Raw genomic sequence first — 17,537 nt, 5'->3', positions numbered from 1 at the left:
AAGGCGCGTGGCCTCGCACGGAGAATTAAATGCTATGACCCAGGGGGGAATGGGCGCGACCGTCCGCGGTGGTCATTCCTGAACGTTCCGCCGGTGCCTGGTGCGGGAGCGGCGGTGCCTGGTGCGGGGGCGGCGGTGCCTGGTGCGGGGGCGGTGGTGCCGGTGTCCGCAGGGGGAAGTCCACTTCGACGACGAGGCCGCCCTGGGGCCGCGCGTGCGCGTTCAGGGTCGCGTCGTGGGCCACCGCGATGGAGCGGACGATGGAGAGGCCGAGACCGTGGTGTCCGTTGTCGGCCGTCCGGCCGAGGCGCTGGAACGGCTCGAAGAGGCGGCTCACTCCGGCGGGCGGGATCTGCGGGCCGGTGTTGGAGACGCGGACGAAGGCGCGCCCGTTCCTGACGCCGGTCACGACCGCCACCCAGCCGTCGGGCGCGTTGTAACCCATGGCGTTGTCCAGGAGGTTGGCGACGAGACGCTCGACGAGCGCGTCGTCGCCCCAGGTGAACGCCGGTTCGATGTGCGTCTCCACGCGCAGCCCCCGCCGGTCGGCCTCCGGCCGGGACGCGAGGACCACGTCGTCGGCCAGCTCCGCCAGGTCCAGCGGTTCCCTGCGGTCGAGGCCGCGCTCGCTGCCGGACAGGGTCAGCAGTGACTCCAGGAGGCGGGCCTGCTGTTCGCTGAGGGTCAGCAGCCGCTCGAAGTTGGCGCGGAAGGAGTCGACGGTCGCCTCGCGGTCGATCAGGGACTCCTCAAGGAGAGCGTGTTCGACGGTCAGGGGGGTGCGCAGTTCGTGTGCGGCGTTGGCGACGAAGCGCTTGTGGGAGTCCAGCGCGGCCTCCAGCCGGCCGAGGAGGCCGTCGACGGTGTCGGCCAGGTCCTTCAGCTCGTCGCCCGGCCCTTCGACGGCGAGGCGCTCGTGCACGTTGTGCGCGGAGATGCGCTGGACGGTGGTGGTGATGGTGCGCAGCGGTCGCAGTACGCGCCCCGCGACCAGCCAGCCGAGACCTATGGCGATCACCGCCATGATCGCCAGCGCGATGCCGGACTGGGTCAGCAGGTGCTGCATCTCGGCGGCGTGCTGACGCATCGCCTGCTGCTGTTGTGCGTGGGCGAAGCTGTCGACGGCTCCCGGGACCTGGTCGCGCCGGTACATGTGGACGCCGGCGTCGCCGGGTGGGCCCGAGCCGCCGCGGCGGCTGACGAGCACGGTGCTGTTGGGGCGGTTGACCAGCAGGTAGGTGATCGTGAGCAGGACGGCGCCGGACACGACGAACAGCAGGCCGTACAGCAGGGTGAGCCGCATGCGGACCCGTCGGGGCAGGAGGCGCGAGACGAGTCCGGCTCGGGACAGGGCCGCGCGGGCCGCACTTCGCAGACGCATCGGCATCTCGCTTCGCATCCTCAGGTCATCGTCGGATCCGGTACCCGCCGCGGGGCACGGTCTCGATCACCGGTGGTGAACCGAGCTTCGGCCGCAGCCTGTTGATGGTCGCCTTGACCGTCGTGGTGAACGGGTCGGTCGCCTCGTCCCACACCCGTTCGAGGAGTTCCTCGGCGGACACGACGCGGCCGCGGGCCGCCATCAGGTATTCGAGGACCGCGAACTCCTTGGGGGTGAGCGAGAGCCGCTGCCCGGCGCGGGTCGCGATCCGCTGGGCCGGGTCGAGCCGCAGGTCGCCGTGGACGAGGATCGGCGGCACGGCAGGCTGGGCGCGGCGGGCCACCGCCCGGATGCGGGCGACCAGTTCGGCGTACGCGAAGGGTTTGGGGAGGTAGTCGTCGGCGCCGAGGCTGAGTCCTTCCACCCGGTCCGCGATCGTCCCGGACGCCGTGAGCATCAGGACTCTCGTGCGGGCGGGTTCCGACATCAGGGCGCCGCACACCTCGTCGCCGTGCACGGTGGGCAGGTCGCGGTCGAGTACGACCACGTCGTAGTCGACGACGGAGGCGCGCTCCAGGGCGCCCTCGCCGTCGTAGACGACGTCGACCGCCATTCCTTCGCGGCGCAGCACTCTGGCCACGGAATCCGCGAGTTCGGCCTGGTCCTCTACCACCAGCACCCTCACAGCCCCACCCCCCGATGGATCATGGCTGACAGGATCTCCGAGCGGGGGTCACACACTGGTCACAGCCCGCCGCCACGATTCAGCGTACCGGCGGGGCGCCGAGCGCGGGCCGGTGTGACGGAACGGCATCCGCGATGCGGGGTGCCGCATCGCGGATGCCGTGGGAGGGGCAGGGCTCATCTCATCCGTGACCAGGGGTCATCCGTGGCCCTGGGGCGGTGGGCCGCCGGGACCGCCCGGTCCACCCGGTCCGCCGGGGCCTCCGGGTCCGCCGGGTCCGCCAGGGCCGGCCAGGAAGACTCCCGGGCCGCCGGGGAAGGCTCCGTGCGGGCCGCCCGGCATCGGTCCGCCGGGGCCGCCGGGGCCGCCGGTCAGGACGGGGCCGGGGCCGTGCGGACCGCCGACCGGCTCGGGCACGGGCCCGTCGCCGTTCTTCGAGGGCTGGCGGGAGAACTGTGTGCGGTACAACTCCGCGTACATGCCCTCCAGTTGCATCAGTTCCTCGTGCGTGCCGCGTTCCTGGACGCGGCCCTTGTCGATGACGAGGATCTGGTCGGCGTCCCTGATGGTGGACAGGCGGTGCGCGATCACCAGCGAGGTGCGGCCCTTCAGTGCGGTCTTCAGGGCCCGTTGCAGTGCCGCCTCGGACTCCGAGTCGAGGTGGGCGGTGGCCTCGTCGAGTACGACGATGGGCGGGGCCTTGAGCAGCAGCCGCGCCATGGCCACGCGCTGTTTCTCGCCGCCGGAGAAGCGGTAGCCGCGGTCGCCGACCACGGTGTCGAAGCCGTCGGGCAGCGACTCGATCAGGTCCCAGATCTGCGCGGCCTTGCACGCGTCGATCAGTTCCTGCTCGGTGGCGTCGGGCCGCGCGTAGGTGAGGTTGTCGCGGATGGTCGCGTGGAAGAGGTGCGCGTCCTGCGTGACCATGCCAACGGTGTCGTTCAGCGACTTCAGCGTCACGTCGCGGATGTCGTGGCCGCCGATCCGGATGACGCCCTCGACGGGGTCGTAGAGCCGCGGCACCAGGTGGGTGATGGTGGTCTTGCCCGCGCCCGACGGGCCGACCAGGGCGGTGAGTTTGCCCGCGGGCACGGTGAAGGTGAGGTCGCGCAGGGTCCAGGTGTTCTGCGCGCGCTCCTGCGAGGGGAGCGCGATGGACTCCAGCGAGGCGAGGGAGACGTCCGAGGCCTTCGGGTAGCGGAACGACACGTTCTCGAACGTGACCTCCGGTGCCCTGGAACTCCCGTCGGCGGCGGCCGTGGCCGCGGCGGCCGGCAGGGGCACCGCGTCGGGCTTCTCGGAGATCAGCGGCTTCAGGTCGAGGATCTCGAAGAGCCGGTCGAAGCTGACGAGGGCGGTCAGCACGCTCGTCTGCGCGCTCGACAGCTGGTTGATGGGGCCCATCAGCCGGGTGAGCAGCGTCGCGAGGGCCACCAGCGTGCCGATCTGGAACGTGCCCTCGATGACGAGGGCGCCGCCGATGCCGTAGACGAGGGCGGTGGCGATGGCGCCGACGAGCGTCATCGTCAGGAAGAGCATCTTGCCGTAGACGGAGGTCAGGACCCCCAGGTCGCGGCCCTTGCGCGCCAGCCGGGAGAACATGCCCGTCTCGGTCGCGGGGCGGCCGTACAGCTTGCTCAGCAGGGCGCCGGTCACGTTGAAGCGCTCGTTCATGAACGAGCCGACCTCGGCGTTGACCTGCATGTGCTCCCGCATGATCCGCTGCAGCCTGCGGCCGACGACCCGGCCCGGCAGGATGAAGAGCGGGATCACCACGAGGGAGACCAGGGTGACCACCCAGGAGAGGTAGAACATCGCGCCGAGGACGAGGAGCAGGGTCAGTCCCGCGGACACCACCGTGGACAGCAGTGCCGTGACCGCCTGTTGGGCGCCGACGACATCGGTGTTGAGGCGGCTGACGAGGGACCCGGTCTGGGCACGGGTGAAGAACGCCAGCGGCTGTCGCTGCACGTGGTCGAAGATCTTGGTGCGCAGGTCGTAGATGAGCCCCTCGCTGACCCGGCCCGAGTACCAGGCCTCCGCGAAGCCGAAGCCGGTGCTCAGCAGGGCGAGGACGGCGACGATCACCGAGATCCACACGACCACCGACGTGTTGCCCTCGACGATGCCGTCGTCGATCAGGTACTTGAAGAGAAGGGGCGTGGCCACCACATTGCCCGCGTTGAGCACGGTGACGACCAGGAGAACGCCTATGTTGAAGCGATACGGTTTCGTATAGGGGAGGATTCGCTTGGCCGTGCCAGGCTTTATCTTCTGCTTGGTCACCGACTCGTCAGGACCCATCCCCCGCATCAGTACCGGCCCCGGGCCGCCGATCATGGCCACGAAAACCTCCTGTTTTCGTTGTCGTTTCGGTCGGGGAGCGCCTAGCCGGCGGCTTCGGACTTCTCCATCTCGTCGATGAGACTCTTGGGACGCATGTCCGTCCAGTTCTCCTCGATGTAGTCCAGGCAGGCCTTGCGCGTGTCTTCTCCGAACACGGCCTTCCAGCCGGCCGGCACCTCGGCGAAGGCGGGCCAGAGCGAATGCTGGTTCTCGTCGTTCACGAGAACCAGGAAGGTGCCGTTTTCGTCGTCGAACGGGTTCGGCATAACCACTCCGATCAATTTCCGTCGGCTCAATTTCCGTCGGCAGGACGTGTTTCACGCTAGCGGGGTGATTCGGGGCCGACAAGGTTGTCCAGGCGGCCTGCGAAGAATTCGGTGATCGCCGAATTCACCGCCGCGGGCCTCTCCAGATATCCGTAGTGGCCGCAGCCCGGGATCTCCGTGTAGGAGCAGCCGGGAATGCTCCGCGCGACCTCGCGGGACAGGTGCGGGCGGATGACCAGGTCGTCCTGGAACCCGATGACCAGGCACGGCCTGTCGATGCGGCGGTACGCGGCCAGCCGGTCAGGGATGAGCTGGAGCCCGAGCTGGCCGCGCACGCCCGTCGCCGTGGCGTCCACGGCCGACATCTCCAGGACCGCGAGCCAGTCCCGCAGGCGCTCCTCGTCGTTGAGCGTGCGCGGGGAGAGGTTCTGCAGGGCCTGTACGTAGGCCGCGAAGCGGGGCGGGAGTTTGCCTCCGGCGTCGCTGAGTTCCACGTCGGCCGCGGTCATCGCGGCGGTGAGGGCGTCGGTGCGTCCGCTGGTCGCCATCAGGACGGCCTGGCGCACGAGGTCGGGCCGGGTCAGCAGCAGTTCCTGGACCACGATCGCGCCCAGGGAGTAGCCGACGACCCGGCACGCGCCGTCACCCGCGCCCAGGTGCTCGATGAGTCCGGCGACGTCCGCGACCATGTCGACGAGGGTGAACCCGTCGGGGCACGGGTCGCTCGGCGGGATCCCCCGGTTGTCGAGCGTGATGACCCGGTAGCCCGCGCCGGTGAGGGCGGGCACCTGGTGGGTCCGCCACATCCGGCCGGGGGCACCGGTGCCGGTGACCATGACGACCGGCTCTCCGGTGCCGTACTCGTCGTAGCCGAGGTTGGTCCCGTTGATCCGGGCGATCGGCATGGCGGTGTCCCCTCAGCCGTGCGGTGTCGCACCGAAGCGGCCGACCTTGTCGATGACGTCCTGGCCGTAGATGCGGAGGGCCTGTTGGAGGGCGAACTCCGCCAGGTACGCGCGGAACGCGTCCGGCGGTTCCTCCGCGAGGTTGAGCATCCGCCGGTTGGCGAGCACCGCGGCGCCGTCGAGCCGGGCCAGGCTCGCCTCGACGGCGGCGTCCATGTCCTCGGGCTCCACGACCTCGTCGACGAGCAGCCGCGCGTCGGGCTCGGCGGCCCTGATCCTGCGGCCCTCCAGAATCACCTGCCGGGACAGGCGCGGCCCGACGTACCTGCTGAAGCGGAAGTTGGCGACGCCGGGGATGATCCCCTCCTTCGCGGCGGGCAGGCTGAGGTAGGCGTCCGACGCGGCGAGCACGTGGTCGCAGACCAGCAGGAGCTGGGCGCCGCCCCCGATGGCGAAGCCGTCGACGGCCGCGACCCACGGCTTCTCCGCGAGGGGCGAGTGCCACCGGCCGGGGTGGTCGGCGCGCACCCCGCGCACGATCTTGTGGAGGTAGCCGAGCTCGCGGCGCAGCAGGAACCCGACGAGCGGGATGTCACCGGCGCTCAGGCTCTTGAGGTTGATGCCCGCGCTGAAGACGCGCCGGCCGCGGTGGCGGGGGTGCGTCATCTCCCCGCCGCGCAGCAGTCCGCCCCGGACCGCCGGGTCGAGCAGCGCGAGGTCGACGGCGGTCTCCATGTCGTCGACCTGGCGGACGTCCTCGGCGTTCAGGCAGTCGTCCCTGCACATGGTCAGCCGCGCCACACCGTCGGCGCGCCGTTCGACGCGCACCGACTCCATCTCCACCACTCCGGTACGGGTGAACTCCTCGAGGAGCCCCAGCGCGCGAGGGGTCGGCCGCAGCATGGCGTCGAGCAGATGCGGGCCAGCGGACGGGGAGCGGAGCACGGCCCGCAGGAAGATGCCCTGGTCGATCTCGTCCCCCTCCTTGGCGGCCTGCGTCCTGCTCCGCTCGGCCGCGAGCCGGGCTTCGCCGGGCACCAGGCCAGGGAAGGCGACGGCCGCGGCGGCGAGGAGTTCCTCGATGCGCGGGGATTGGGTGCGGTCCGCGGTCAGCCGGTCGTAGACGGCGTCCGCGTGCGTGTCGAGAAAGGCGACCCGCAGTGCGCGCGCCGCGTCCTTGGCCGCGGCGACCTCGGCGCGCTGCTCGGCAGTGCGGGCGGGCGGCTCCGGCAGACCGGCCACCAGCTCGTCGACGCGGGCCACGACGCCGGTCCCCGCGACGAGCTCCGCCCAGGCGTCCCGCACGTCGGCGCGACCGGGCGGGGACGGGTGCACCGGCTGCTGCGGTGCTGACGGCTGTCCCGGGTGCGGCGGTTGGCTCGGGAGCGTGGCCGTCACGAGGCCTCCTCCGCCGCTCCGGCCGCCACGTGCCGCAACGCACGGTCACAGGCCGCGAGATGCGCGCCGAGTGCGTCCTCGAAGCCGGTCGTCGCGGCGTCGAACATCAACTGCCGCCGGATCGCGACCTCCTTGCCGGAAAGCCCGCCGGCCAGCTCGGCGACGCCCGCGACCGCGGCCTCCGGATCGTCCGTCAGCTCGTCGACGACGCCCAGCGCCAGCGCCTCGGCCGCCTCGATGGTCCGGCCGAACAGGACGGCCTTGCGGATCCGGGCGACCCCGGCGAGCCGGACCAGGCGGTAGCCGGCCATCCCGGGCCAGGTGGCCTTGGTGTCGCGCGGGAGGAGCAGCCGCGTGTCCGGGCAGGCGACGCGGACGTCGGCGGCCAGGAACGCTTCGAGCGCGGTCCCGCCGCAGTCGCCGCGCGCCACCGCGACCGTGGCCGCGGGCAGCCGCTCCAGGCGGCGCAGCGCCCGCTCCCACTTGGTGACCAGCATGACGTCGAGGCCATCGGCCCAGCCGTCCTTCGGCGCCCCGGTGACGTGCAGGGCGACGACACCGTCTCCCCCGTCCTCGGTGCGGTCGCAGAGGGCGGCGACGGCCTTGACCGCCGTGGCCGACAGGGGTTCGGATCCGTCCAACTCCAGTGCGTACATGGTCCGTTCCGTCCTCACCATCGGATCAGCGCCGTCTCGATCGTGGAGCCCGGCCCCATGGTCATGAGCACTCCGTACTCGCCGGGCCGGGTCACCCCCTCGTCGAGGAGGCGTTCGTACGAGAACAGGAACGAGCCGCTGGACACGTTCCCGTGGTCGCGCAGCACACCGACGGTGTGCCGGACGTCGTGGCGGGTCAGTCCGAGGTTGACGACGACCGCGTCGATGACCTTCTTGCCGCCTGAGTGCACCAGCCAGTGGCGGATGTCGCTCCTGCGCAGCCCGGTGCCCGCCAGGAGCCGGTCGACGACCAGTTCGGCGTGCGCGCCCACCACGTAGGGGATCTGCGGGTCGAGGAAGAAGCTGAACCTGCCTTGGACGCGGTCCCAGTCGTAGCGCATGGCGTCGACCGCTTCGGGGATGACGCAGCTAGCGAACTTCAGGACGGCCGGCGCCTCGGGGTCCACGTCCTCCGGGTCCGGGCCCATATGCGTGCCGGTGCCCGGTCCCGTGAGCAGTGCGACGGCCGCCGCGCCGTCGCCGAACAGGCTGTTGACGACCGCCGTCCGCATCGTCGAGTCCACGGTGTACGCGGCCGAGCACGCCTCCACGCAGAGCACGACGGCGAGTTCCCCGGGGTGGGCCGCCGACCAGCCCGCCACCACGCCGAGGGCGTTGAGGCCCGCGTTGCAGCCCATGCCGACGATGTCGGTCCTGCTGCAGTGGCGGTCGATGCCCAACTCGCGTATGAGAAGGGCGCTGATCCCGGGCGTGAGCAGTCCGGTGGAGGTCACGCAGCACAGGTGGCGCAGGTCCGCGAGGTCGGCGCCGGCCTTCTTCAGGCAGGCGCGCAGGGCCTCGCCGCCCATCTCCAGGGCCAGTGCCTTGTGTTTGTCGAGGAGGTCGCCCTGGGACTCGGGGGCGCGGACGCCGTGGGCGTCCTCCGGAGGAAGGGCGAGGTTGCGCCGTTCGATCGCGCTGTTGAGGAACACCGAGCGCACTTTGGGGTCGGTGATCCCGAAGGCGTCGAGCACCTCCGGCTGCGAGTAGGACGCGGCGGTCACGGCCGTGCCCACGCCGACGATGCGGGGGTGGGCGACCGCCGTGGCGGGTCCCCCCGGTGTCAGGACGTCGTCGAGGGTGCCGGGCGGTGCGAGGTCCGTGGTCGTCGATGCTGCGATCCCCGTGGTCATCGGAAGGTCCACCCCCACATTCGTGGCTTGCTGCGCAGGTGCCGCATGGTCTCGGTGCCGGTCACTGTCTGTCCTTCCTTGTGTCAGGTCGTGGCTCGCGCGCTCTCCGCCTCGATGAACCGCACGAGTCGCGCGGTGCCCTCCCGGATCTGGGCGGGCGTCAGATAGCTGGTCGACAGGCGGATGCCGTGCAGGCCCCCGCCGCCGGGATGGAAGTACGTCATCGGCGTCCAGATGACGCCGAAGTCCTGTGCCGAGCGGATCAGCGCGGCGTTGTCCGCGCGGAAGGGCACCCGCAGGGTGAGGAAGAACCCGCCGGTGGGTTCGTTCCACCGCACCCCGAGGGCCTCCCGCCGCTCCGCGGGCAGGTGTACGTCGAGTTCCCTGAGCGTGGCCCGCATGGCGTCGCCGTAATACGTGGCCGCCGCCGCGTTCAGCTCCGAGACCCGGCCGCCCGCCGCGAGGAGCGTGCCCGCCACGGCGGCCTGGCTGAGCGATGAGGTGTTGACCGTCACCATGCTCTTGATCTTGGAGAGTTCGTCCGCGAGCAGGCCGGTGTGCCCGGACTCGTCGACGACGGGCTGGTCGGCGACGACGAAGCCGACGCGGGCGCCCGGGAACACGGTCTTGGAGAAGGAGCCCAGGTGGACGACCGTGTGCGCACGGTCCTGGGACTTCAGCGTCGGCAGCGGCGGGCCGGGGCTGACCAGGCGGTAGGGGCTGTCCTCCAGGATGAGGATGCCGTGCCGGGCGGCGAGTTCGAGGAGTTCGGCCCGCGTTTGCGGTCCCATCGTGGTGCCCGACGGGTTGGAGTGGTCGGGGACGACGTAGAAGGCGCGGGGGCGGCGCCCGCGGGCCCGCTCGTTCCTGATCGCCGCTTCCAAGTCGGCGCAGGAGACGCCGTCCTCGTGTTCCTCGACGGGAGTGACGGCGATGTCCAGGAGACGGGCCGCTCCGGTGATGCCCACGTAACAGGGGCTGGAGACCAGGAGCACGTCGTCGGGGCTGGTGATCAGGGCGCGCAGGACGAGGAGCATGGCCTCCTGCGCGCCGACGGTCACCACGATCGACTCGGCCGGGACGTCGATGTTCTCGTCGGCGCGCAGCGAGTCGGCGATGATCTCGCGGATCTGGCCCGCGGTGGGCCCGTACTGGTACATGGCGGTGCGCACCTGCTGCGGTGAGAACCCTTGCTCCTCGAGGTGGTTCAGGTACCGGCGGAGGTGGGTGAAGATCTGTTCGGTGTCGAAGAAGCCGTCGTGGGGGCGCCCCGGCGCGAAGGAGATCGCCTCCGGGTAGCGGGTGGTGATCTCGTTGAGGAAGGTCATCGTGTCCAGGACCGGGGCGGACACGCTGGCGTGCAGCTCGGCCTTCCGCAGCGGCCGCGCGGCCGCGGGCGGTGCCGTGTCCGCGGCGGGCGGCCCGGTGCGGACCAGGCCCGGGCCGATGTCCGCGACGGTGGCTGTGCCGGTGAACGTCATCGCGCCGCCCAGCTCCCGGACGAGGCCGTCCAGCGCCTCCGCCACACCCGCGCGCCCGCCGGCCCGCAGCCCGTCGAGGACGGGGCGCCCGGCGAACACCGCGTCGGCACCGGCCGCGAGCGACACGAGGATGTCCGCGCCGCGCCGGATCCCGCCGCTCAGCAGGACCGGGCAGCGGCCCGCCACGGTCTCCGCGATCGCGGGAAGCGCGTCGAGGGAGGTGACCACGATGCCGTCGGCGCCGCTGTCCACGGCGCGGAGCGCGTCGGACGCGGTGGGTGCGCCCGCGACAAGGAGCGGCAGCGCGGTGGCCGCGCGCAGATCCGTCACGTGGGCCCAGTCGGCGTGGGTGTCGAGCAGGGTGCGGACGTCGTTCGACGGTGTGGGCCGCGTGAGGTTGGCGGGGGCGGCGACCTTCCTGAGGCGGATGTCGTCGTGGCTGCCCAGCGCGAGGAGCACCGCTCCGAATCCGGCGTCCTCGGCCCGCGCGGCGAGCCGGCGGCCGGTGTCGCGGTCCCGGAAGGCGTAGGTGCGCAGCCACGGCGGGACGTCGGTGGCCGAGGAGAGTTCGCTGAAGGCGCGTTCGGCGAAGGCGCCGACCACGGCGGGGAGTTGGGCGGCGCCCGCGGCGCGGACCACGGCGAGCTCGCCGCCGGGGCGGGCCGGGGCGGAGAGCGGCCCGACGACCAGGGGCGCCGCCCAGACGCGGCCGAGGATCTTCACGGTGGTCTCGGGTGGCCCGGGGTTTCCCGGTGCGCCCTGGCGCAGTCCCCTGCGGTCGAACGCCGCTCGGTTCGTGGCGGAGTGTGCGGAGCCGTCGGCCGTCAGGTCCGGCATCGATTTCCCCCAGGCGTCCGGAAGTTGTCGGGAAAGTGTCATCCGTCGCTCAGAGTCACACGGTTCCCGACGGTTCACCACCGCGTCCAACCGGCCGATTCGCACACTTGGACAGGCGCGGACACGCTTCAACACGACGGGCGGCGGTCACGCGGGGCGACGGTCCGACGGGCCCGCCGGGACGGTCGTGTCCCGTACGACAACGGCGTCCCATCCCCTGGCGCCGAGCACGGCCACGAGCCGGTCCGCGGTGCGCGGCGGGACGGTGAAGCGTACGGCGAACCCTCCGCCGTCCGCGTCACCCCCGGCCCGGGCGTCCTCGACCCGCGCGTCGTCCGCGACGATGCCGAGGTCCGCCACGGCGGCGAGGAGCCGCGCCAGTTCGCCGGGACGGTCCGAGACGGCGACCCGTACGCGCAGGTCTTCGGGCGAGGCGCCGGACCGGGCGTCCGGGATCTCCGCGAGGCCGGAGATGCCCCGGTCGAGCAGGTCCACCAGGGTCTGCATGCCGACGTCCCGCTCCCGCCCGCCGGGGGTGGCGAGCGCGTCCAGTGCCGGAACGAGGCGGGAGAGGTCCCTGTGCAGGTCCCTGAGGACGCCGGCGATCGCCGGGGCGTTGGCCTGGAGGATGTCGCCCCAGAGCCGCGAGTCGCCGCCCGCGATCCGGGTGGCGTCGCGCAGGCCCTGCCCGGCGAGTCGGGGCAGGTCGGCCGGGCCCTCGCACAGCCGTGCGGCCATCAGGCTGGCCATGAGGTGGGGTACGTGGGAGGTCACGGCGACGGCGGCATCGTGTTCCTTGCTGCGCATCACGACCGGGGCGGCACCGCACAGGGCGACCAGTTCCAGGGCCCGGTCGAAGGTCTCGTCCGAGGTGAGCGGGGACGGGGTCAGCACCCAGCTGCGGCCCCGGAACAGGTCGGCGCGGGCGGCGAGCGGGCCCGAGCGCTCCCGTCCAGCCAGGGGGTGGCCGCCGACGTACCGGTCCGGGTCGGGGGCGTGGCTCAGCGCGGCCCGCTCCGGCTCGGCCTTCACGGACGCCACGTCGGTGTAGCTGTCGGCGAGGCGGCGCTCCTGTGCCTCGGCGAGCACGGCGCCCACTTGGCTGGGCGGTACGGCGAGCACGGCCAGGTCCACCGGTTCGGCCGGCGTCCTCGCGAGTCCGGCGCCGAGCGCGGCGGCCGTCCGGGCCGCGGCGGGGTCACGGTCGGACAGGTACACCGTCACGCCCCGCCGGCTCACGGCCAGCGCGACGGAGGTGCCGATCAGGCCCGTCCCGATGACGGCCATGGTGCGCATCACAAGTCATCACCCGTCCAAAAGGCCATCGGCCATAAACCGAAAGCTGAAGGATAAGGGGCCGCGGGTTTTATCCGCGGCCCCGCGAAGTCGCCTCGCTGGACGGCGAAGTCCGGCGTCCATATCTGCCGTAGCCAGATTCGCGACCGGGCTCGTAGAGTCCCAGGAGCTCATTTCTCTCCGGATCTGGAGACACTCATGAGGGAATTATCGGAATCACCGGAATCAGCAGAATCAGCGGATCCGCTCGCGGATCTCTCCATCGACTACGTGGAGATGTACGTCGAGGACCTGGACGCGGCGGTGGCCCACTGGACCGACCGGTACGCCTTCACCGTGATCGGCACCAGCGCCTCCGCGGAGCACCGCGGCATCACCGTGCGCCAAGGGGAGATCACGCTCGTCCTGACCCAGGCGACCTCCGAGCTGCACCCCGCGTCCGCGTACGTGCTGGCCCACGGCGACGGCGTCGCGGACATCGCGCTCCGCACCGCCGACCCGGAAGCGGCCTTCCACGCGGCGCTCGCGCGCGGCGCCCGGGCCCACCGGCACCCGACGCCACGGACCGAGGAGGGGCCCGGCACCACCGCGGCGCTCCGCGGCTTCGGTGACCTGGTCCACACGCTCGTCCGGCGCGCCCCCGGGGAAGGACCCGGGCTGCCCGTCGGCCACGTCCCTGTGGAGGCGCCGGGCGGCGAACGGTCCGACGCGGTCGGCCTGTTGGAGCTCGACCACGTCGCGGTGTGCCTGCCCGCGGGCGACCTCGACGCGATGGTCGCGTACTACCGCGACGCCCTCGGCTTCCGGTTCGTCTTCGAGGAGCACATCGTCGTGGGCACGCAGGCCATGGAGTCGAAGGTCGTGCAGAGCCGCTCGGGGACCGTGACCCTGACCCTCATCGAGCCCGACACGTCGGCCGCCACCGGCCAGATCGACGAGTTCCTCAAGGGGCACGGGGGCGCGGGCGTCCAGCACCTGGCGTTCTCCTCGCGGGACGCGGTGGGTTCGGTGCGGGCCCTGTCGGAGCGCGGCGTGACGTTCCTGCGCACCCCGTCGTCGTACTACGACCTGCTGGGCCGGCGCGTCGAGCTGGGCGAGCAGCGGCTGGCCGACCTGCGCTCGACGCACGTGCTCGCCGACGAGGACCACGACGGGCGGCTCTTCCAGATCTTCACGGCGTCGACCCACCCGCGGAAGACCCTGTTCTTCGAGGTCATCGAACGCCAGGGAGCGGCGACCTTCGGCAGCGCGAACATCAAGGCGCTCTACGAAGCGGTGGAGCTGGAGCGGACGAAGCAGCGTGGCTTCGACCAGCGCTGAGGCGAATCCCCCGACGTCGGCCACGGCCCCGACCACGGCCTCGGCCGACGGTCTGCACTGTCTGGCCGACGCGGAACGCGCCGCCGACGCGGTCCTGCCCGCCGCCGTCCGGGACTTCGTGGGCGGCGGCAGTGGCGCGGAGGTGACACTCGGCGCCAACCGCGCCGCCCTCGACCGGGTCTTCGTCGTGCCGCGCCTCCTCCGGGACGTGTCGCGGTGCACGACGGAGGCCACCCTGCTCGGGCGACCGGCCCGGCTGCCGCTCGCGGTCGCGCCGGTCGCCTACCAGCGGCTCGTGCACCCCGAGGGAGAACTGGCCGCCGCCCGGGCGGCGAAGGCGGTCGGGGTGCCGTTCACCGCGAGCACCCTCAGCAGCGTCCCGGTCGAGCGGCTCACCGCGGTCGGCGGTGCCGTCTGGTTCCAGCTGTACTGGCTGCGGGAGCCGGGGCGCTCCCTCGACCTGGTCCGGCGGGCCGAGGACGCCGGCGCGGAGGCGATCGTGCTGACGGTCGACGTGCCGTGGATGGGCCGCAGGCTGCGCGACGTGCGCAACCGGTTCGCTCTGCCGGACCACGTGCGCGCCGCCCACCTCGCGGCGGGGTCCTCCGCGGCCCACCGGCCTCCTTCCGGCGCGGCTTCCGCGCTGGCCGCGCACACCGAGGCGGCGTTCTCGTCGTCGCTGACGTGGTCGTCGGTGGTGGCGCTGCGGGAGCGGACCGGGCTGCCGCTGGTCCTGAAGGGTGTCCTCGCGGCCGAGGACGCGGTGCGTGCCGCCGAGTGCGGGGTCGACGCCGTGGTGGTCTCGAACCACGGCGGCCGCCAGCTGGACGGCGCGGTGCCGAGCGTCGACGCGCTGCCGGACGTGGTGGCGGCGCTGGCCGGCCGGTGCGAGGTCCTGCTGGACAGCGGCATCCGCAGCGGTACGGACGTGCTCAGGGCGCTGGCTCTCGGCGCGTCCGGCGTGCTGGTGGGGCGCCCGCCGCTCTGGGGTCTCGCGGTGGGCGGTGAGGACGGGGCGCGGCGGGTCCTCGAACTCCTGTCGGACGAGTTCCGGGACGCGCTGGGGCTCGCGGGATGCGCGGACGTGACTGCGGCGCGCGCACTGCGGGCGGTCCGACGGGACTGGTGAATCCGTCGCGGGGCGGACCTTGGAATTCCTGGGGCACCGCGTGAAGGAACGGCTGCGCAATATCCACGGAATGCGTTCCCCGTGCCTTTCCAGAAAGCGCCCGGATCGACTGCCGACGCCGGCGTACCACAATTCCGACCCCTATTGCGACACCCCTATTCACCCCTACCGGCTCGCGCGGCCGCCCGCGGCCTAGAATTGTGGGGTTTGCCCCCGAGCCGCGTACGGAGTCCCACCATGCACAGCCCCCACGATCCGTTCGTACGCGTCCGGGGTGCCCGGGAGCACAACCTCCAGGGCGTCGACGTGGACATCCCGCGCGACGTCCTCGCGGTCTTCACGGGCGTCTCGGGTTCGGGGAAGTCCTCGCTCGCGTTCGGCACGATCTACGCCGAGGCCCAGCGGCGCTACTTCGAGTCCGTCGCGCCGTACGCCAGGCGGCTGATCCACCAGGTGGGCGCCCCGAAGGTCGGCGAGATCACCGGGCTGCCGCCGGCCGTCTCGCTCCAGCAGCGCCGCTCGGCGCCGACCTCCCGCTCCTCCGTCGGCACGGTGACCACGCTCTCCAACTCCCTGCGGATGCTCTTCTCGCGCGCGGGCCGCTACCCGGAGGGCGCCGAACGGCTCGACTCGGACGCCTTCTCGCCCAACACGACGGCCGGCGCGTGCCCCGAGTGCCACGGCCTGGGCCGCGTCCACCGGACCACCGAGGAGCTGCTGGTCCCCGACCCCTCGCTGTCCATCCGCGAGGGCGCCATCGCCGCCTGGCCCGGCGCCTGGCAGGGCAAGAACCTGCGGGACGTCCTCGACGCCCTCGGCCACGACGTGGACCGCCCCTGGCGCGAACTGCCGCAGGAGGACCGCGACTGGATCCTGTTCACGGACGAGCAGCCGGTCGTGACGGTCCACCCGGTGCGGGAGGCCGGCCGGATCCACCGCCCCTACCAGGGCACCTACATGAGCGCCCGGCGCTATGTGCTGAAGACCTTCGCGGACTCCAAGAGCCAGACGCTGCGCGCCAGGGCCGAGCGGTTCCTGGCGAGCGCGCCGTGCCCGGCGTGCGGCGGGAGCAGGCTGCGGCCGGAGGCGATGGCGGTGACGTTCGCGGGCCGTACGATCGCCGAGCTCGCCGCGCTGCCGCTCTCCGAGCTCGCCGACGTCCTCGCCGGCGCGGCCGGCTCGTCGGAGACGGCGCGCGTCCTGACCGAAGACCTGCTGGCCCGCATCGCGACCGTCACCGAGCTCGGCCTCGGCTACCTCAGCCCGGACCGCGCCGCGCCCACCCTGTCGGCGGGCGAACTGCAGCGCCTGCGCCTCGCGACCCAGCTGCGCTCGGGGCTCTTCGGTGTGGTGTACGTCCTGGACGAGCCGTCGGCGGGACTCCATCCGGCGGACACGGAGGCCCTGTTGACGGTCCTCGACCGGCTCAAGGAGGCAGGCAACTCCGTCTTCGTCGTCGAGCACCACCTCGATGTCATGCGGCACGCGGACTGGCTCGTCGACGTCGGCCCGCAGGCGGGCGAGCACGGCGGGCGGATCCTGCACAGCGGCCCGGTGGCGGAGCTCGCGGGCGTCCGGGAGTCGGCGACGGCCCGCTTCCTCTTCGACGCATCACCCGTCCCCGCACGTGAAGTGCGCGCCGCCCAGGGCTGGTTGAAGGTCGGCCCGGTCACCCGGCACAACCTCCGCGAGGTGACGGCGGAGATCCCGCTCGGCGCGTTCACGGCCGTCACCGGCGTGTCGGGCTCGGGCAAGTCCACGCTCGTCGGCGAGATCACCGAGGACCTGCCGGGCGTCGGCAGGCTGGTCCGCGTCGACCAGAAGCCGATCGGGCGCACCCCCCGCTCCAACCTCGCCACCTACACCGGTCTCTTCGACGTCGTCCGCAAGGTCTTCGCGGCCACGGAGACGGCGAAGGAGCGCGGTTACGGCGTGGGCCGGTTCTCCTTCAACGTGGCGGGCGGGCGGTGCGAGACCTGCCAGGGCGAGGGGTTCGTCAGCGTCGAGCTGCTCTTCCTGCCGAGCACGTACGCGCCGTGCCCCGACTGCGCGGGCGCCCGGTACAACCCCGAGACGCTCGAAGTGACGTATCGGGGCAGGAACATCGCGGAGGTCCTCGACCTGACCGTGGAGTCCGCCGCGGAGTTCTTCGCCGACACCCCGCCCGTCGTACGCAGCCTGCGCACGCTCCTCGACGTCGGCCTCGGCTACCTGCGGCTCGGCCAGCCGGCCACGGAGCTGTCCGGCGGTGAGGCCCAACGCATCAAGCTGGCGGGCGAGTTGCAGCGCGTCCGGCGGGGCCACACGCTCTACCTCCTGGACGAGCCCACGACGGGCCTGCACCCGGCCGACGCCGAACTCCTCACGCACCGCCTGCACGAGCTGGTCGACGCGGGCAACTCCGTGGTCGTCGTCGAGCACGACATGGCGATGGTGGCGGTCACCGACCACGTGATCGACCTGGGCCCGGGCGGCGGCGACCGGGGCGGCCGGATCGTGGCGACGGGCACCCCGGCGGAGGTCTCCCGCGCGGAGAACAGTCGCACGGCGCCGTACCTGGCCCGTGCGCTGGGCACGCCGGGCGGATGACCGGCGGCACGGCACCGGCGGCGCGGGCCCGGCCCATCACCCGTTCCGACACGCG

Annotated in this window: 13 protein-coding genes; 3 read left to right on the top strand and 10 right to left on the bottom strand. The window is 72.4% G+C overall.

Features of this window, described 5'->3' with window-relative positions; translation table 11 throughout:
- Positions 1–25: 25 nt before the first annotated feature.
- The 10 genes from ACZ7LU_RS07200 to ACZ7LU_RS07155 form a co-directional block, all read right to left on the bottom strand.
- Complete coding sequence (locus tag ACZ7LU_RS07200; protein WP_471915966.1) at positions 26–1,381, bottom strand: sensor histidine kinase; 1,356 nt, start codon at positions 1,379–1,381, stop codon at positions 26–28.
- A 25-nt stretch (positions 1,382–1,406) separates the two neighbouring features.
- The gene (locus ACZ7LU_RS07195; protein WP_398298706.1) at positions 1,407–2,066 is read right to left on the bottom strand and encodes a response regulator transcription factor; all 660 of its coding nucleotides are present in this window, start codon (positions 2,064–2,066) and stop codon (positions 1,407–1,409) included.
- 198 nt (positions 2,067–2,264) lie between these two features.
- Entirely contained in the window at positions 2,265–4,406 is a 2,142-nt protein-coding gene (locus ACZ7LU_RS07190; RefSeq protein ID WP_468714581.1) for an ABC transporter ATP-binding protein, read from the bottom strand.
- Between the two features lie 47 nt (positions 4,407–4,453).
- Positions 4,454–4,678, bottom strand: coding sequence for an MbtH family protein (locus tag ACZ7LU_RS07185; protein WP_398298708.1), 225 nt, complete (start codon positions 4,676–4,678; stop codon positions 4,454–4,456).
- Positions 4,679–4,734: 56 nt separating this feature from the next.
- Positions 4,735–5,583: an alpha/beta fold hydrolase gene (locus ACZ7LU_RS07180; RefSeq protein ID WP_471915965.1), complete on the bottom strand. Its 849-nt coding sequence runs from the start codon at positions 5,581–5,583 to the stop codon at positions 4,735–4,737.
- Positions 5,584–5,595: 12 nt separating this feature from the next.
- Positions 5,596–6,888 carry a (3,5-dihydroxyphenyl)acetyl-CoA 1,2-dioxygenase DpgC gene (gene dpgC / locus ACZ7LU_RS07175; RefSeq protein WP_471916497.1) on the bottom strand — a complete coding sequence of 431 codons (1,293 nt, stop codon included), beginning with the start codon at positions 6,886–6,888 and terminating at the stop codon, positions 5,596–5,598.
- An 89-nt stretch (positions 6,889–6,977) separates the two neighbouring features.
- A complete protein-coding gene (gene dpgB, locus ACZ7LU_RS07170) occupies positions 6,978–7,637 on the bottom strand; it encodes an enoyl-CoA-hydratase DpgB (protein ID WP_471915964.1) in 660 nt (219 codons plus the stop codon).
- Positions 7,638–7,651: 14 nt separating this feature from the next.
- A complete protein-coding gene (gene dpgA / locus ACZ7LU_RS07165; protein WP_468713812.1) occupies positions 7,652–8,830 on the bottom strand; it encodes a 3,5-dihydroxyphenylacetyl-CoA synthase DpgA in 1,179 nt (392 codons plus the stop codon).
- 83 nt (positions 8,831–8,913) lie between these two features.
- Entirely contained in the window at positions 8,914–11,148 is a 2,235-nt protein-coding gene (locus ACZ7LU_RS07160; protein WP_471915963.1) for an aminotransferase class I/II-fold pyridoxal phosphate-dependent enzyme, read from the bottom strand.
- A 147-nt stretch (positions 11,149–11,295) separates the two neighbouring features.
- The gene (locus ACZ7LU_RS07155; protein ID WP_471915962.1) at positions 11,296–12,444 is read right to left on the bottom strand and encodes a prephenate dehydrogenase; all 1,149 of its coding nucleotides are present in this window, start codon (positions 12,442–12,444) and stop codon (positions 11,296–11,298) included.
- A gap of 198 nt (positions 12,445–12,642) precedes the next feature.
- Here ACZ7LU_RS07155 and hppD point away from each other — a divergent pair, with 198 nt between their 5' ends.
- The 3 genes from hppD (at position 12,643) to ACZ7LU_RS07140 (ending at position 17,482) form a co-directional block, all read left to right on the top strand.
- Positions 12,643–13,764, top strand: coding sequence for a 4-hydroxyphenylpyruvate dioxygenase (gene hppD, locus ACZ7LU_RS07150; RefSeq protein ID WP_471915961.1), 1,122 nt, complete (start codon positions 12,643–12,645; stop codon positions 13,762–13,764).
- 52 nt (positions 13,765–13,816) lie between these two features.
- On the top strand, positions 13,817–14,893 hold the full coding sequence (locus ACZ7LU_RS07145; RefSeq protein WP_471916496.1) for an alpha-hydroxy acid oxidase: 1,077 nt from the start codon (positions 13,817–13,819) through the stop codon (positions 14,891–14,893).
- Positions 14,894–15,130: 237 nt separating this feature from the next.
- Complete coding sequence (locus tag ACZ7LU_RS07140) at positions 15,131–17,482, top strand: ATP-binding cassette domain-containing protein (RefSeq protein WP_471915960.1); 2,352 nt, start codon at positions 15,131–15,133, stop codon at positions 17,480–17,482.
- Positions 17,483–17,537: the final 55 nt, after the last annotated feature.

It is taken from the genome of Streptomyces sp. NPDC039462 (assembly GCF_055639375.1).
Note: the sequence above shows the minus strand (reverse complement) of the source record. Positions and strands in the feature narration are given on the sequence as shown.

Bases quoted from the DNA above. Each gene is read 5' to 3' on its own strand.
- ACZ7LU_RS07200 (WP_471915966.1), bottom strand. From the start codon at position 1,381: ATGCGTCTGCGAAGTGCGGCCCGCGCGGCCCTGTCCCGAGCCGGACTC.
- ACZ7LU_RS07190 (WP_468714581.1), bottom strand. From the start codon at position 4,406: ATGATCGGCGGCCCGGGGCCGGTACTGATGCGGGGGATGGGTCCTGAC.
- ACZ7LU_RS07185 (WP_398298708.1), bottom strand. From the start codon at position 4,678: ATGCCGAACCCGTTCGACGACGAAAACGGCACCTTCCTGGTTCTCGTG.
- ACZ7LU_RS07180 (WP_471915965.1), bottom strand. From the start codon at position 5,583: ATGCCGATCGCCCGGATCAACGGGACCAACCTCGGCTACGACGAGTAC.
- dpgB (WP_471915964.1), bottom strand. From the start codon at position 7,637: ATGTACGCACTGGAGTTGGACGGATCCGAACCCCTGTCGGCCACGGCG.
- dpgA (WP_468713812.1), bottom strand. From the start codon at position 8,830: ATGACCACGGGGATCGCAGCATCGACGACCACGGACCTCGCACCGCCC.
- ACZ7LU_RS07160 (WP_471915963.1), bottom strand. From the start codon at position 11,148: ATGCCGGACCTGACGGCCGACGGCTCCGCACACTCCGCCACGAACCGA.
- ACZ7LU_RS07155 (WP_471915962.1), bottom strand. From the start codon at position 12,444: ATGCGCACCATGGCCGTCATCGGGACGGGCCTGATCGGCACCTCCGTC.
- hppD (WP_471915961.1), top strand. From the start codon at position 12,643: ATGAGGGAATTATCGGAATCACCGGAATCAGCAGAATCAGCGGATCCG.
- ACZ7LU_RS07140 (WP_471915960.1), top strand. From the start codon at position 15,131: ATGCACAGCCCCCACGATCCGTTCGTACGCGTCCGGGGTGCCCGGGAG.